This window comes from Micromonospora sp. CNZ309, assembly GCF_002846525.1.
This window is the reverse complement of sequence record NZ_PJNG01000001.1, coordinates 5,293,085-5,305,951: the sequence shown is the minus strand read 5'-3', so window position 1 is coordinate 5,305,951 and position 12,867 is coordinate 5,293,085. Positions and strand designations below refer to the sequence as shown.

Genomic DNA, 12,867 nt, shown 5'->3' with positions numbered 1-12,867 from the left:
TGTGGATCGGTGGGCCGGCCGGTGGATGACCGGCCGGCCCGCCGAGCCCCGTCAGATGTCCAGGAACCGGACGTCCTTGGCGTTGCGCTGGATGAACGAGCGGCGCGCCTCGACGTCCTCACCCATCAGCACGCTGAACAACTCGTCGGCGGTGGCCGCGTCGTCGAGCGTGACCTGACGCAGCGTACGCGTTGCCGGGTTCATCGTGGTCTCCCACAGTTCGGGGTAGTTCATCTCGCCGAGGCCCTTGAAGCGCTGGATGTCGTCCGGCTTGGCGTTGGGCTTCTTCTGCTGGCGCAGCGCGATCAGGCCGTCGCGCTCGCGGTCCGAGTACGCGTACTGCGCGTCGTCGCCGCGCTTGTTCCACTTGATCTTGTAGAGCGGCGGGGCGGCCAGGTAGACGTGCCCCATCTCGACCAGCGGACGCATGAAGCGGAAGAGCAGCGTGAGCAGCAGCGTCTGGATGTGCTGGCCGTCGACGTCGGCGTCGGCCATCAGCACCACCTTGTGGTAGCGCAGCTTCTCCATGTCGAAGTCGTCGTGGATGCCGGTGCCCAGCGCGGTGATCAGCGCCTGGACCTCGTTGTTCTTCAGCACCCGGTCGATCCGGGCCTTCTCCACGTTGAGGATCTTGCCCCGGATCGGCAGGATCGCCTGGGTACGCGGGTCGCGCCCCTGCTTGGCCGAGCCGCCGGCCGAGTCGCCCTCGACGATGAAGACCTCGGACTCGCGCGGGTCGGTGGACTGGCAGTCGGCCAGCTTGCCCGGCATCGAGCCGGACTCCAGCAGGGACTTGCGCCGGGCCAGCTTGCGCGCCTGCTGCGCGGCGATGCGGGCCCGGGCGGCCTGGGACGCCTTCTGGATGATGATCTTCGCCTCGGCCGGGTTGCGGTCGAACCAGTCGACCAGCCACTCGTTGCAGACCCGCTGCACGAAGCTCTTCACCGGGGTGTTGCCCAGCTTGGTCTTGGTCTGGCCCTCGAACTGCGGGTTGGCCAGCTTGACCGAGATGATCGCGGCCAGGCCCTCGCGGATGTCCTCGCCGGAGAGCTTCTCGTCGCCCTTGAGCAGCTTCTTGTCGGTGCCGTAGCGGTTGACGACGCTGGTCAGCGCGGCCCGGAAGCCCTCCTCGTGCGTGCCGCCCTCGTGGGTGTTGATCGTGTTGGCGAAGGTGTAGACCGACTCGCCGTAGGACTCGTTCCACTGCATGGCGATCTCGACCGACATGCCCTCCTCCTCGGCGCCGAACTCGACCACGGTCTTGTGGATCGGGTTCTTCGAGGCGTTGAGGTGCCGGACGAAGTCGGCGATGCCGCCCTTGTAGCAGAAGGTGACCTCGCGCTGGCGGCCGTCCTCCTCCTCCGGGACCCGCTCGTCGAGCAGGTGGATGGTGAGGCCCCGGTTGAGGAAGGCCATCTCCTGGATCCGCCGGTAGATCGTCTGGAAGTCGAAGTCGACCGTCTCGAACACGTCCGGGTCGGGCCAGAAGGCGACCGCGGAGCCGGTCCTGTCGGTGGACTCGCCCTTCTCAAGCGGGGTCGGCTTGGAGTTGTGGTACTGCTGCCGCCAGACGAAGCCGGACTTGTGGATCTCCACCGCCATCTTCGTGGAGAGGGCGTTCACCACGGAGACGCCGACGCCGTGCAGACCGCCGGAGACCGCGTACGCCTTGCCGTCGAACTTTCCGCCCGCGTGCAGCACGGTCAGCGCCACCTCGACACCCGGCTTCTTGAGCTTCGGGTGCAGGTCGACCGGGAAGCCCCGGCCGTTGTCGGTGACCCGGACGCCGCCGTCGGCGAGCAGCACCACGTCGATGGTGTCGCAGTGACCGGCCAGCGCCTCGTCCACCGCGTTGTCGACGACCTCCCACACCAGGTGGTGCAGACCGCGCTCACCGGTGGACCCGATGTACATACCGGGGCGCTTCCGGACCGCCTCCAGCCCCTCGAGAACGGTGATCGACCCGGCGCCGTACTCCTGCTTGTCCTGCGCTGCCACCTTCGGCCACTTTCTCGCGCCGTCCGCACCTGGTGGCGCGTCGGGCGCGGGTTCGGCGGACAGGACGCGACGTCGGCGCGCGGACCGACACCGGGGACAATTCCGGGGTGCGGGTCGAACGCGCCGGTCGCCGCGGTTGCCCGCGGATCGCGATCGGCTCGACCCGACGTGGACAATGATCGCGGGCCCCGCTCCGGGCCCGTGTCTCGTCGCTCCGCACCGGGTCTTCGTCTCGGGGTCAATCTTACTGTGCGCGGACGACAGAACCACCACTCGGCACCCCCTGCGAGGCGGCTGAGACCGACGTAGCCGCCCGAACCGCGCCGCCCACGACTCCCCCTACACGCCAGGGGGCGTTCGGGGGCGCCGCCGCCTGACGATCGGTGCCGGCCGGACGGCCGGAGACGCGAGCGTCGCCACGCCGCAGGCCCGGCCTTGATCTTTTCCGGCCGGAACCGGACGATCGAGCCGATAGGAACTACCCGTGCTCTCGAAGAGGTGACGCCAGATGGGGCTGGACAACGTCGCGGTGCAGTGGCCGCGGACCGGCCGCTTCTACGACCCGGTCGCGCCGGCCGAGTTCGTCGACTTCGGCGACATCGTCGACATGCCCCGCATCTCCGCGCCCACAGCGGCGCTCGCCGAGCTGATCGCCAAGACCGGCACGGTACGGGCGACCGCGTACACCGAGCTGGTCGACCTGCTGCTCGGCCTGGAGGGTGTGCTCTACGCCACGGACGCGGCGGCCGAGGACGAGGACCCGGTGATCGATCCCGACGGCTGCGCCTGGGTCGCCGGCGGCATCGAGCGGTTCGTGGCGGGCCACCGTCCGCACGGCGAGGCCGTCACCTTCGAGTCGGTGAGCACGGTGCTGCGGTCGCTGCTCGCCGACGGACGGTTGGCCGAGCAGCAGTTGCGTTGGCTCGACAGTCGCCTGGACGCGCTGCGCGACGAGAGCGGCGAACCGCCGCAGTGGAACTTCACCTGCGCCGAGCTGGCTGTGCTGGCCGCCTTCTACCGGCGCTGCGCCGACCGCGGCTTCGCCGTCTACGCCGACGCCTGAGTTCCCGCGGCGGCGGACCCGCCCGCGCGGTTGGCGGCGTCGATGACCCGGGTCAGCACGGTGTGCAGGTGGCGCAGCTCCTCGACCGGCATGCCGAGCCGCTCGACGATCGCGGGCGGGATCCGCTCGGCCCGCTCCCGCAGGGCCTGGCCGGCTGCGGTCAGCGTCACCGCGAGGCTCCGCTCGTCGGCGGGGTCGCGCTCGCGTCGGACGTAGCCGGCCGCCTCCAGCCGCTTGAGCAGGGGTGACAGCGTGCCGGGATCGAGTTGGAGCAGCCGGCTGAGGTCGCGTACGGACAGCGGCGCGTGCTGCCAGAGCGCGAGCATCACCAGGTACTGCGGATGGGTCAGCCCCATCGGTTCCAGCAGGGGCCGGTAGACCGCGACGACGCCGCGCGCGGCGACGGAGAGCGCGAAGCACACCTGCTGTTCCAGCGCCAGGGGATCCTCGTCGGGCTGGTCGGTCACGGCCCACCTCCTCGTCGTCGTTGCGAGCGTACCAATGATTGGTGTACCAATGTTTTGTAGACCAACTGTTCAGCGCGCATCGGAGGCCAGGCGATGACCGAGGAGAAGCCCACCCCGAAGGCCCCCGGCGAGGGCGGCCGCCTGATGGCCTGGGCGTTCCGGCGCCTCGCGGGCCCGCCCGAGGTGCAGGGCGCGGTGCAGGGCGGTTCCAACCACGCCCGGGAGGCCTGGAAGCAGGACCTGGAGCGGCGCAAGCAGTGGAGCCGCGAACAGCGGGAACGCAAGCGCGCCGAGCGGGAGGCCCGGCGCGAGGGACGCTGAGCGTCAGCCGTAGGTGTCGCGGGGGCCGCGGCCACGGACCCGGCGCGGGCCCTTCGACCAGGACGGCGCGGCGGGGCCGTGGATGTGCAGCTTGCGCACCACGTTGTGGCCGACCTCGCTGGCGATCTGCCTCAGCAGCGAGCCGGCCAGCAGCCGCAACTGGGTGGCCCACGCGGTCGAGCGGGCCTCCACGGTCAGTTCGCCGTCCTCCAGTTTCACCGGCCGGCTGTGCTGGGCCACCTCCGGGCCGACCACCCGCTCCCAGGCGCCGAACACCGTCGCCTCGGCCGCCGGCTGCTGCCAGCCGCGTGCCTTGACGAGCCGGTTGAGCACCGCACCGAGCGGCTGCGGGTCGCGCGGGTCCGGCCCCGGGCCGGAGTAGCCCCGCAGGCGCCGCTGGCCGCCCTCGCCGTCGCCACCACCCCCGCCGGGGGTACGCCGGCGCGTGCGGGCCGCCGCGTCCCGGCGCGCCTTCGCCGCATCCAGCACCGCCCGCGCCAGCTCCGGACCGCTCGCACCGGCCGCCGCCTCGCCGCCCGGTGCGCCGCCGGGCTCCCCGCCGGCCGGTGCGCCGCTGCGGCCGGGGCCGAGGCGGGCCGGCGGAAGCTGCTGCTCATCCGACACGTCGCACCGTCCCCTCGCCCACCGCGTACCGGGTGCCGCGCAGGGACATTGGCACGTCCTCGTCGACGGCGCAGGTCACCAGCAGCTGGCTCGCCTCACCGACCAGCTCCGCCAGCCGCTCCCGCCGTCCCGCGTCCAGCTCGGCGAAGACGTCGTCGAGCACCAGCACCGGCTCGATGCCGTCGGAACGCAGCAGGTCGTAGCCGGCGAGCCGCAGAGCCAGGGCGTACGACCAGGACTCGCCGTGGCTCGCGTAGCCCTTGGCGGGCAGCGGCCCCAGGGTCAGCGCCAGCTCGTCGCGGTGCGGGCCGACCAGGGTGGTGCCCCGCTCCACCTCGGCGGCGCGGGACTCGACGAGCGCCGTGGTCAGCGCCGCCGCCAGCGCCTCCCGGTCGGTGGTGGGCTCCGCCAGCTCCACCGACGGCCGGTACGCGATCCCGGCGGCACCCCGTCCCGCCGCCACCGCGTCGTACGCCTTCGTCACGTGCGGGCCCAGCGCGGCGACCAGTTCGAGCCGGCCGGCGAGCAGTTCGGCGCCGTGCCGGGCCAGGTGCGTGTCCCACACCGCCAGGGTCGACAGGTCCCCGCCGCGCGACCCGCCCGTCTTGCGGGCCAGGTACGCGGTGCGCAGCAGTGCGTTGCGCTGCTTGACCACCCGCTCGTAGTCGGCCCGCACCCCGGCGTAGCGGGGCTGGCGGCTGACCAGCAGGTCGTCGAGGTAGCGGCGGCGCTCGGCGGGATCGCCCCGGACGAGTTCAAGGTCCTCCGGGGCGAACAGCACGAGCCGCAGCGCGCCGAGCACGTCGCGCGCCCGACGCGCCGGTGACCGTCCCAGCCGGGCCCGGTTGGCCTTGCCCGGGACGATCTCCAGCTCCACCAGCAGCTCGCGGCCCTCGTGCACGACCGCGCAGCGGATCACCGCCGAGGCGGCGCCCATCCGGACGAGGGGGGCGTCCGTGGCGACCCGGTGCGAATCCAGGGTCGCCACGTAGCCCAGCGCCTCGACCAGGTTCGTCTTGCCGACGCCGTTGGCGCCGATCAGGACGTTGGCCCCCGGCTCCAGGTCGACGCCGACCCGCTCGTACGAGCGGAAGTCGACCAGTTCGAGCCGGCGGACGTACACAGGTGCGTGGATTCCGGTCAGCGCTTGTGGACGGCGTGACCGCCGAACTGCTGACGCAGCGCGGCGACGGCCTTCATGGCCGGCGAGTCGTCCTGGCGGGAGGCGAAGCGGGCGAAGAGCGAGGCGGTGATCACGTTGAGCGGCACGGCGAGCCGGACCGCCTCGTCGACCGTCCAGCGGCCCTCGCCCGTGTCCTCCGTGTAGCCGCTCAGCTCGGCCAGCTCCGGGTCCTCGTCGAGGGCCCGGTCCAGCAGGTCGAGCAGCCAGGAGCGCACCACGGTGCCCTCGCGCCAGGACTTGAACACCCCCGGCACGTTGGTGACCAGCTCGGACTTGGCCAGCAGCTCGTAGCCCTCGGCGTAGGCGTGCATGAGGCCGTACTCGATGCCGTTGTGCACCATCTTGGCGTAGTGCCCGGCGCCGACCGGCCCGGCGTGCACGAAGCCGAACTCGCCCTCCGGCTTCAGCGACTCGAAGATCGGCATCAGCCGGTCGACGTGTTGCTGGGCGCCGCCGACCATCAGCGCGTAGCCGTTCTGCCGGCCCCAGACGCCGCCGGAGACGCCGACGTCGATGTAGCCGATGCCGCGCTCGTTGAGCCGCTCCGCCCGCGGCGCGTCGTCGCTGAAGCGGGAGTTGCCGCCGTCGATGATGATGTCGCCCTCGCCGAGGATGCCGGCGAGTTCGTCGATGGTCGCGTCGGTCACCCCGGCGGGGACCATGACCCAGACCGCGCGGGGGGACTCCAGCTTCTCCGCCAGCTCCGCCAGGGTCGCGACATCGCTCAGCTCCGCGTTGTGGTCGAAGCCGACCACCTCGTGCCCGGCGGCGCGCAACCGCTCGCGCATGTTGCCGCCCATCCGGCCGAGCCCTACCAGGCCGAGCTGCATGTGTTCCTACCTCCGTGCGTCGGGGTCTTCTCGGGTGCGATCAGCGGGAGACGCGGATCGGCATGATGAGGTACCGGTACCCGGGGATGACCTCGCCATCCTCGCCGGCGGGCGAAATCACCGCGGGCTTGAAGGCGTCGACGAACGAGAGCACGGCGAACTGGGCCCCCAGGTTGGTCAGGCCGTCGATCAGGTACTGGGGGTTGAAGCCGATCGTCAGCGGGTCGCCCGTGAAGGTGGCCTCCATGGCCTCGCTGGCCCGCGCCTCCTCGGTGCCACCGGCCTCGACCACCAGGCCGTCGGCGCTGAAGCTGAGCAGCACCGGGGTCGTCCGCTCGGCCACCAGGGCGACCCGCTTGACGACCTCGATCAGGGTGCTGACGGGCACTCGGGCCTCGGCGTTGTGGCTAGCCGGGAAGAGCGAACGCACTGGCGGGTAGTTCGCCCCGTCGAGCAGCCGGCTGGTGGTGCGCCGGGTGCCGCCGGCGAAGCCGATCATCCCCTCGCCGCTCTTGCCCTGGGACAGCGCCATGGTGACCTGGCCGCCGATCGGGCCGAGGGCCTTGGCGGTGTCGTTCAGGGTCCGGGCCGGCACGAGGGCGTTGATGCTCACCTCGGGGTCGTCCGGGTTCCACTCCATCTCGCGCAGGGCCAGCCGGTAGCGGTCGGTGGCGAGCATGGCCAGCGTGCCGCCGGAGAGCTCGATGCGTACGCCGGTCATCATCGGCAGCGTCTCGTCGCGGCCGGCGGCCACGGCGACCTGGGCGACCGCCGAGGCGAACGCGGCGGCGTCGACGGTTCCGGCGCTCTCGGGCATCTCCGGCAGGGACGGGTAGTCCTCGACCGGCATGGTGGGCAGGGTAAACCGGGCGCTGCCGCAGACCAGTTCGAGGTGGGCGCCGACGGCGGCGATGTCCACCGGCTTGGCCGGCAGCGCCTTGGTGATCTCGGCGAGCAGCCGGCCGGAGACCAGGGCGGCGCCGTCGGCGTCCCCCTGCACCTCGACGGTGACCTGGCTGGAGACCTCGTAGTCGAAGCCCGAGACCTGCAGGTGGCCGTCGGTGACGCGCAGCATCACGCCTGCGAGCACCGGTACGGACGGCCGGTTGGGCAGGCTCTTCGCGGTCCAGGCCACGGCCTCGGCGAGCGCGTCGCGCTCCACTCGGAACTTCATCAATGCCTCCGCGTCGACGTCAGCGACAACTCTCTCATGCCGACCGCTGCCTACCGACCCGCCTGTCCGTGCGGGTACCCATCGCACCTTAGGGCGCGTGGGCATCGGCTGTGCGCCCGACCCCGTGGACCTCTGGTGCCGGGAGGCCGTCCACGACGGCGTTCCGGCCAATCCACAGGAAGTCCAACGGTGATGATTGGTTTTTGTTCTCTTAGAAGAGATAACTCGTCATCTTCATCGCACCTGTGCAAACTGTGGAGAACCCGCGTTTGCGCAGCTCAGACACGTTATCCACCGGTGGTTTACCTGTGGAGAACCCGGGGTACAACTCGTGTCCCGGTCCACAGGCGGTCGGCGCCCCCAGGTTGTCCACCGTCGTCCACCGGTTATCCACCGGTTATCCACCGACTTTCTCCCCAGACCTGTGGACAGGCGGAAGCCGTGCCGGCGGCGTCATCCCCAGAACCTTCAACAGGTTTCCCACAGGCCCACCGTCGTCGGTGGACAACGAGCCGGTTGTCCCCAGTCGTCCACAGCTCGTCCCCAGGGCTTGTCCACAGCCTGTGGGTAACTGGGGCGTGGACGGACCGTAGTTTCCCACAGGCTGTGGATGACGAGTTGTGGACAACGATCCGGGCTGTGTACGGACACGGGCTCGATGCTGTGGCCTACACCATGTCGAGGGTCAAGCCGGACGGGCTGTGGAGAACGAGGAAACGCCCGGCCGATGGTCCGGCCGGGCGCCTCCGTGGCCCCTCTCCGCCGCGCGGGCGGCGGGCGTACGCGATCCGACAGCGTGCGCGCGGCGTGCCTGACGCCGCGCGGCGACCTGTCGGGCGTCGCTCAGGTGTTCTGCTTGATCCGGTTGGTCAGCTCCGCGATCTGGTTGTAGAGCGAGCGCCGCTCGGCCATCTGCTGACGGATCTTGCGATCGGCGTGCATGACCGTGGTGTGGTCCCGGCCGCCGAATGCCTGCCCGATGCGGGGCAGCGACAGGTCGGTCAGCTCCCGGCACAGGTACATGGCCACCTGGCGGGCGTTCACCAGCACCCGGGAGCGGGAGTGGCCGCGCAGGTCCTCCAGGCTCACGCCGAAGTAGTCCGCCGTGGAGACCATGATCTGGTCGGCGGTGATCTCGGGCCCGGCGCCGTCGGGGATGAAGTCCCGCAGCACCTCCTCGGCCAGCGACAGCTCGACCGTCGAGCGGGTCAGGCTGGCGAACGCCGTGACCCGGATCAGCGCGCCCTCCAGCTCCCGGATCGAGTTCGACACCCGCGAGGCGATGAACTCCAGCACGTCCGGCGGCGCGTACAGGCGCTCCTGCGCGGCCTTCTTCTGCAGGATCGCGATCCGGGTCTCCAGGTCGGGCGGCTGGATGTCGGCGAGCAACCCCCACTCGAAGCGGGTACGCAGCCGGTCCTCCAGGGTCGCGAGCTGCTTCGGCGACCGGTCCGAGGTGATCACGATCTGCTTGTTGGCGTTGTGCAGGGTGTTGAAGGTGTGGAAGAACTCCTCCTGCGTACGCTCGCGGTTCTCCAGGAACTGAATGTCGTCGATCAACAGGATGTCGACGTCGCGGTAGCGCCGCTGGAACGCGCTGGTCTTGTCGTCCCGGAGCGAGTTGATGAAGTCGTTGGTGAACTCCTCGGTCGAGACGTACCGGACCGAGCGGGCGTTGCCCAGCGTCGTGGCGTAGTGCCCGATGGCGTGCAGCAGGTGCGTCTTGCCCAGCCCCGAGCTGCCGTAGATGAACAGCGGGTTGTACGCCTTCGCGGGCGACTCGGCGACCGCGACGCTCGCGGCGTGGGCGAAGCGGTTGGACGAGCCGATGACGAACGTCTCGAACATGTACTTGGGGTTGAGCCGGTTGCCGCCGCTGTCGGCGCCGGGCAGCCGGCGGTCGTCCCGGCCACCGGGCCGATGGTGATCCGCGCCACCGCGTCCGGGCCCGCTGTCGGTGCCCGTGTCGCGGGGCAGCGCCCGGATGACGTGCTGGTCGCGGGGAGAGACGGCGTCTTCGCGGTAGCGGGGCTCGTAGCCCCGGGCGTCGGCGGCCGGCGGGTCCAGCCGGGCGGCCTGCTCGTCGTAGCCGCGTCGCTCGCCCGGGTGCCGCGGCGGCGCCGACCGGTCCGGCCGTGGCGGCTCGGCGAAGGCGGTGCTGAACAGGGCCTCCTGCCCGCCCCCGTCGCCGGGCCGGTGCCCCTGGTCGCCCGGCGCCGGGCCGTCGGGGCGACGCTGGGGGTGCGCCTGCTCGGGGATCAGCGGCGGTTGGCCGCCGTCGAAGGCCCCGCCGTCGCGCTGACCGGGCCTCCCGTCGAAGCCGGCCGGCGCGTCGTCGTGGTCGAGCGGCCCGCCGTCGTGGTCGGCCGGCCCGGAGTCGGGGACGCTGCGGTAGACGGTCCCCGCCGGGCGGCCGGAGCCGTCCTCGGGTACGCGGACGGTCACCGCGACCTGGATCGGCCGACCCAGCCGGCGGGTGAGCGCCTCCGTGATCGCCGGGCGCAGCCGCGACTCGATCACGTCCCGGGTGAAGGCGTCCGGGACGGAGAGCAGCGCGGTGTCCTCGACGATGGCCCGCAGCCGGGTCAGCCGCAGGTACGCCCGCTGCTGCGCGGAGATGATCTCGTCGGCGAGTTCGTCGGTCGTCGCCGTCCACACCGCGGCAAGGTCGGTCGTACCGGTCACCGTCGTGCCACCCCCCTCGCCTCTGCTGCGCCGACGCCGCCGTCATCTCCGGTCGGCCGTCCCCGGACCCGCCGCGTACGCGCGGGTGGAACGACACCCACCGGGCGACCGACCGGCCCTCGTCCACAAGTTATCCACAGCCTGTGTACGCACCGATTGTGGCCGCCCGCCGGACGCGGGTCGGACCTGCCCCCTGCCTGGACGGGCGCTGAAGCGGGTTCACCGTGCCGAACGATCCACTACCTTGTCCGGTCTTGCCCGCCGGCGACGACCGGACCTTTCGACGCTGACCGCAATCGGGCACGGTAACAGCGTTGTCGGCGCGCCATCAACCGCCGACGCGCGGCGACCCTTGGCAACATCAGCGAAAACCGCCGCATCGGTCGCCGCGGGGCCCGGTGTCCGCCCTGCTGGAGGTGTTTGACGGTGGTTGCCGCCCTGCGTAGGCTGGAACGGCTGCTCTCTCGCCCTCTGCTAGGGTGATAGGTGCTTGCTGTCCGCGGTCGCTTCCCCGCATCGCCGAGGTCCCGCGCCGCCGGGCAGCACCGATCGGGGGCCACCGCCGAGGTGGCCTGGACCACCACACGATCCCGGCGACCCCTCGCCCGGGGCGTACGAAAACGGAGAGCCTGACGTGAGCAAGCGCACCTACCAGCCGAACAACCGCCGGCGCGCGAAGACCCACGGCTTCCGGCTGCGCATGCGCACCCGTGCCGGCCGCGCCATCCTTTCGACCCGTCGCTCCAAGGGCCGCGCCCGCCTGTCGGCCTGAGGCCGACCGGGTCAGGTCCGGGGGACGTGGGCAGTCGTGCTGGCGGCCGCACAGCGACTGCGGCGCAGCACTGACTTCGCCGCAGCGGTCCGGGGTGGCCGACGCGCCGGCCGTGGCGCCGTCGTCGTCCACCTGAGTCAGCCGACGATCCCCGAACCCGCGACAGCAACCTCGCCGGAGCCGGCGCGGAGCATCGGTACGGAGCAACCTTCCGCACCGGCCCGCGCCGGCTTCGTCGTGTCCAAGGCCGTCGGGAACGCCGTGGTCCGCAACCGGGTCCGGCGTCGCCTGCGACACCTGGTCCGCGAGCGGCTGGCCGCTCTGCCCGCCGGCAGCACCCTGGTCGTACGGGCGCTGCCCGCCGCGGCCGACACGTCGTACCCGCGACTCGGTGCCGATCTGGACGCGGCGATCGCCGCCGCGAAGGCGCCCCGCGGACGGCGGTCCCGGTGACCACCGGAGCGACCGGCCCCCGGCCCGCGACGATCGGTGCCCGGGTGCTGAGCGGGCCGATCGTCGCGTACCGTCGGTGGATAAGTCCGGCTCTGCCGGCCCGCTGCCGGTTCTACCCGTCGTGCAGTGCCTACGCCCTGGAGGCGGTGGCGGTGCACGGCGCGATCCGGGGAGCGGGCCTGACGGCCCGGCGGTTGTTGCGCTGCCACCCCTTCCACCCAGGTGGACACGACCCGGTGCCGGAGCCGGGCGGCCGCCGCCGTGCCGATGTGACTGGAGCCTGAGAATTGAGTCTCGACTGGATCTACTACGCGATTTCGTGGATCCTGCTGGCCTGGCATGGGGCCTGGGACGCCATCGGGGTGCCGGACGCGGCCGTGATCGGCACCAACTGGGCCTGGATCCTCGCCATCGTCTTCCTCGTGGTCACCGTCCGGGTGATCCTCTTCCCCGTCTTCGTCAAGCAGATCAAGTCGCAGCGGGCGATGCAGGCCCTCCAGCCGCAGGTCAAGGCGCTGCAGGAGAAGCACAAGGGTGACCGGGAGACGCTCCAGAAGGAGATGATGGAGCTCTATCGGAAGGAAAAGGCCAACCCGCTCATGGGCTGCCTTCCGATGTTCCTCCAGATCCCCGTCTTCCTGGGCCTCTTCCACGTGCTCCGCCGCCTCAACCCGGACAAGAGCGAGGCCGGCAAGACCCTCTACGGCTGGACGCTCGGCCAGTTCGAGAGCGCCTCGGCGGCGAAGCTCTTCACCGCCCCGATCGCCGGCAAGTTCGGCTCCACCGCCGAGGAACTGGCCCGGCTCGGCGCCAACGGCACCACCGTGAAGATCATCGCCGGCATCCTCGTCCTCGTGATGATGGGCACCACCTACCTCACCAGCCGCCAGATGATCCTCAAGACCGGCTGGGCCGAGGACCCGCAGCAGCGGATGATCCAGAAGCTGATGCTCTACGGCATCCCGCTGTCGCTGCTCATCTCCGGCGCCATCTTCCCCATCGGTGTGATCATCTACTGGGTCACGAACAACCTCTTCACCCTGGCGCAGCAGCAGTGGGTGCTGCGGAAGTTCCCGCCGCCGCCCACCGCCACCAGCAAGCCGGGCATCTCGACCCGCAACCCGGTGCAGCCGGCGAAGACGGGCGGCCTGCTCGGCCGCACCAAGGCGGCCCCCCAGGCCCCGGCGAAGCCGGCCGCGCCCAAGGTCGCCGGCCCCAAGCCGGGCGCCAAGCCGGCCAACCCGAAGAAGAGCCGCCCCGCCAAGCGGCAGGGCTGAGGACATCCGGGCCGCCGTCG

Annotated in this window: 13 protein-coding genes; 6 read left to right on the top strand and 7 right to left on the bottom strand. The window is 71.4% G+C overall.

The genetic code is table 11. The features are described 5' to 3' along the window. Positions 1 to 51 precede the first annotated feature (51 nt). Positions 52 to 1,998 carry a DNA topoisomerase (ATP-hydrolyzing) subunit B gene (gene gyrB / locus CLT72_RS22435; RefSeq protein ID WP_101413462.1) on the bottom strand — a complete coding sequence of 649 codons (1,947 nt, stop codon included), beginning with the start codon at positions 1,996 to 1,998 and terminating at the stop codon, positions 52 to 54. A gap of 508 nt (positions 1,999 to 2,506) precedes the next feature. On the opposite strand from gyrB, the gene CLT72_RS22430 reads away from it, so the two are divergent. Further along, positions 2,507 to 3,061 (top strand): hypothetical protein, encoded by a 555-nt coding sequence (locus tag CLT72_RS22430; protein ID WP_101413461.1) that lies wholly within the window; start codon positions 2,507 to 2,509, stop codon positions 3,059 to 3,061. Here the strand turns inward: CLT72_RS22430 and CLT72_RS22425 are convergent. Beyond that, positions 3,046 to 3,528 (bottom strand): MarR family winged helix-turn-helix transcriptional regulator, encoded by a 483-nt coding sequence (locus CLT72_RS22425; protein WP_101413460.1) that lies wholly within the window; start codon positions 3,526 to 3,528, stop codon positions 3,046 to 3,048. The genes CLT72_RS22430 and CLT72_RS22425 overlap by 16 nt on opposite strands. A 93-nt stretch (positions 3,529 to 3,621) precedes the next feature. Here CLT72_RS22425 and CLT72_RS22420 point away from each other — a divergent pair, with 93 nt between their 5' ends. Further along, a complete protein-coding gene (locus CLT72_RS22420) occupies positions 3,622 to 3,849 on the top strand; it encodes a hypothetical protein (protein WP_089002785.1) in 228 nt (75 codons plus the stop codon). A gap of 3 nt (positions 3,850 to 3,852) precedes the next feature. On the opposite strand, the gene CLT72_RS22415 is transcribed toward CLT72_RS22420, so the two are convergent. The 5 genes from CLT72_RS22415 to dnaA all read right to left on the bottom strand — a co-directional run bounded on the left by CLT72_RS22415 (position 3,853) and on the right by dnaA (position 10,345). Next, a complete protein-coding gene (locus CLT72_RS22415; RefSeq protein WP_101413459.1) occupies positions 3,853 to 4,473 on the bottom strand; it encodes a DciA family protein in 621 nt (206 codons plus the stop codon). After that, positions 4,463 to 5,596, bottom strand: a complete 1,134-nt coding sequence (recF, locus tag CLT72_RS22410) for a DNA replication/repair protein RecF (RefSeq protein WP_101413458.1) — start codon at positions 5,594 to 5,596, stop codon at positions 4,463 to 4,465. The genes CLT72_RS22415 and recF overlap by 11 nt, the downstream gene beginning before the upstream one ends. A gap of 17 nt (positions 5,597 to 5,613) precedes the next feature. Continuing rightward, positions 5,614 to 6,486, bottom strand: a complete 873-nt coding sequence (gnd, locus tag CLT72_RS22405) for a phosphogluconate dehydrogenase (NAD(+)-dependent, decarboxylating) (RefSeq protein ID WP_101413457.1) — start codon at positions 6,484 to 6,486, stop codon at positions 5,614 to 5,616. 40 nt (positions 6,487 to 6,526) lie between these two features. Beyond that, positions 6,527 to 7,660 (bottom strand): DNA polymerase III subunit beta, encoded by a 1,134-nt coding sequence (gene dnaN, locus CLT72_RS22400; protein ID WP_101413456.1) that lies wholly within the window; start codon positions 7,658 to 7,660, stop codon positions 6,527 to 6,529. 843 nt (positions 7,661 to 8,503) lie between these two features. Further along, positions 8,504 to 10,345 (bottom strand): chromosomal replication initiator protein DnaA, encoded by a 1,842-nt coding sequence (gene dnaA, locus CLT72_RS22395; RefSeq protein ID WP_101413455.1) that lies wholly within the window; start codon positions 10,343 to 10,345, stop codon positions 8,504 to 8,506. 634 nt (positions 10,346 to 10,979) lie between these two features. Between dnaA and rpmH the strand changes: the two genes are divergently transcribed. Genes rpmH through yidC form a run of 4 tightly spaced genes read left to right on the top strand, consistent with a single transcriptional unit; the run spans position 10,980 to position 12,847 of the window. Then, positions 10,980 to 11,117: a 50S ribosomal protein L34 gene (gene rpmH, locus CLT72_RS22390; RefSeq protein WP_089002791.1), complete on the top strand. Its 138-nt coding sequence runs from the start codon at positions 10,980 to 10,982 to the stop codon at positions 11,115 to 11,117. Between the two features lie 36 nt (positions 11,118 to 11,153). After that, entirely contained in the window at positions 11,154 to 11,570 is a 417-nt protein-coding gene (gene rnpA, locus CLT72_RS22385) for a ribonuclease P protein component (RefSeq protein WP_101413454.1), read from the top strand. Positions 11,571 to 11,614: 44 nt separating this feature from the next. Continuing rightward, a complete protein-coding gene (gene yidD, locus CLT72_RS22380; protein ID WP_231926251.1) occupies positions 11,615 to 11,854 on the top strand; it encodes a membrane protein insertion efficiency factor YidD in 240 nt (79 codons plus the stop codon). A 3-nt stretch (positions 11,855 to 11,857) separates the two neighbouring features. Further along, positions 11,858 to 12,847 (top strand): membrane protein insertase YidC, encoded by a 990-nt coding sequence (gene yidC, locus CLT72_RS22375; RefSeq protein WP_101413453.1) that lies wholly within the window; start codon positions 11,858 to 11,860, stop codon positions 12,845 to 12,847. Positions 12,848 to 12,867 lie beyond the last annotated feature (20 nt).

Bases quoted from the DNA above. Each gene is read 5' to 3' on its own strand.
- CLT72_RS22420 (WP_089002785.1), top strand. From the start codon at position 3,622: ATGACCGAGGAGAAGCCCACCCCGAAGGCCCCCGGCGAGGGCGGCCGC.
- gnd (WP_101413457.1), bottom strand. From the start codon at position 6,486: ATGCAGCTCGGCCTGGTAGGGCTCGGCCGGATGGGCGGCAACATGCGC.
- dnaN (WP_101413456.1), bottom strand. From the start codon at position 7,660: ATGAAGTTCCGAGTGGAGCGCGACGCGCTCGCCGAGGCCGTGGCCTGG.
- CLT72_RS22430 (WP_101413461.1), top strand. From the start codon at position 2,507: ATGGGGCTGGACAACGTCGCGGTGCAGTGGCCGCGGACCGGCCGCTTC.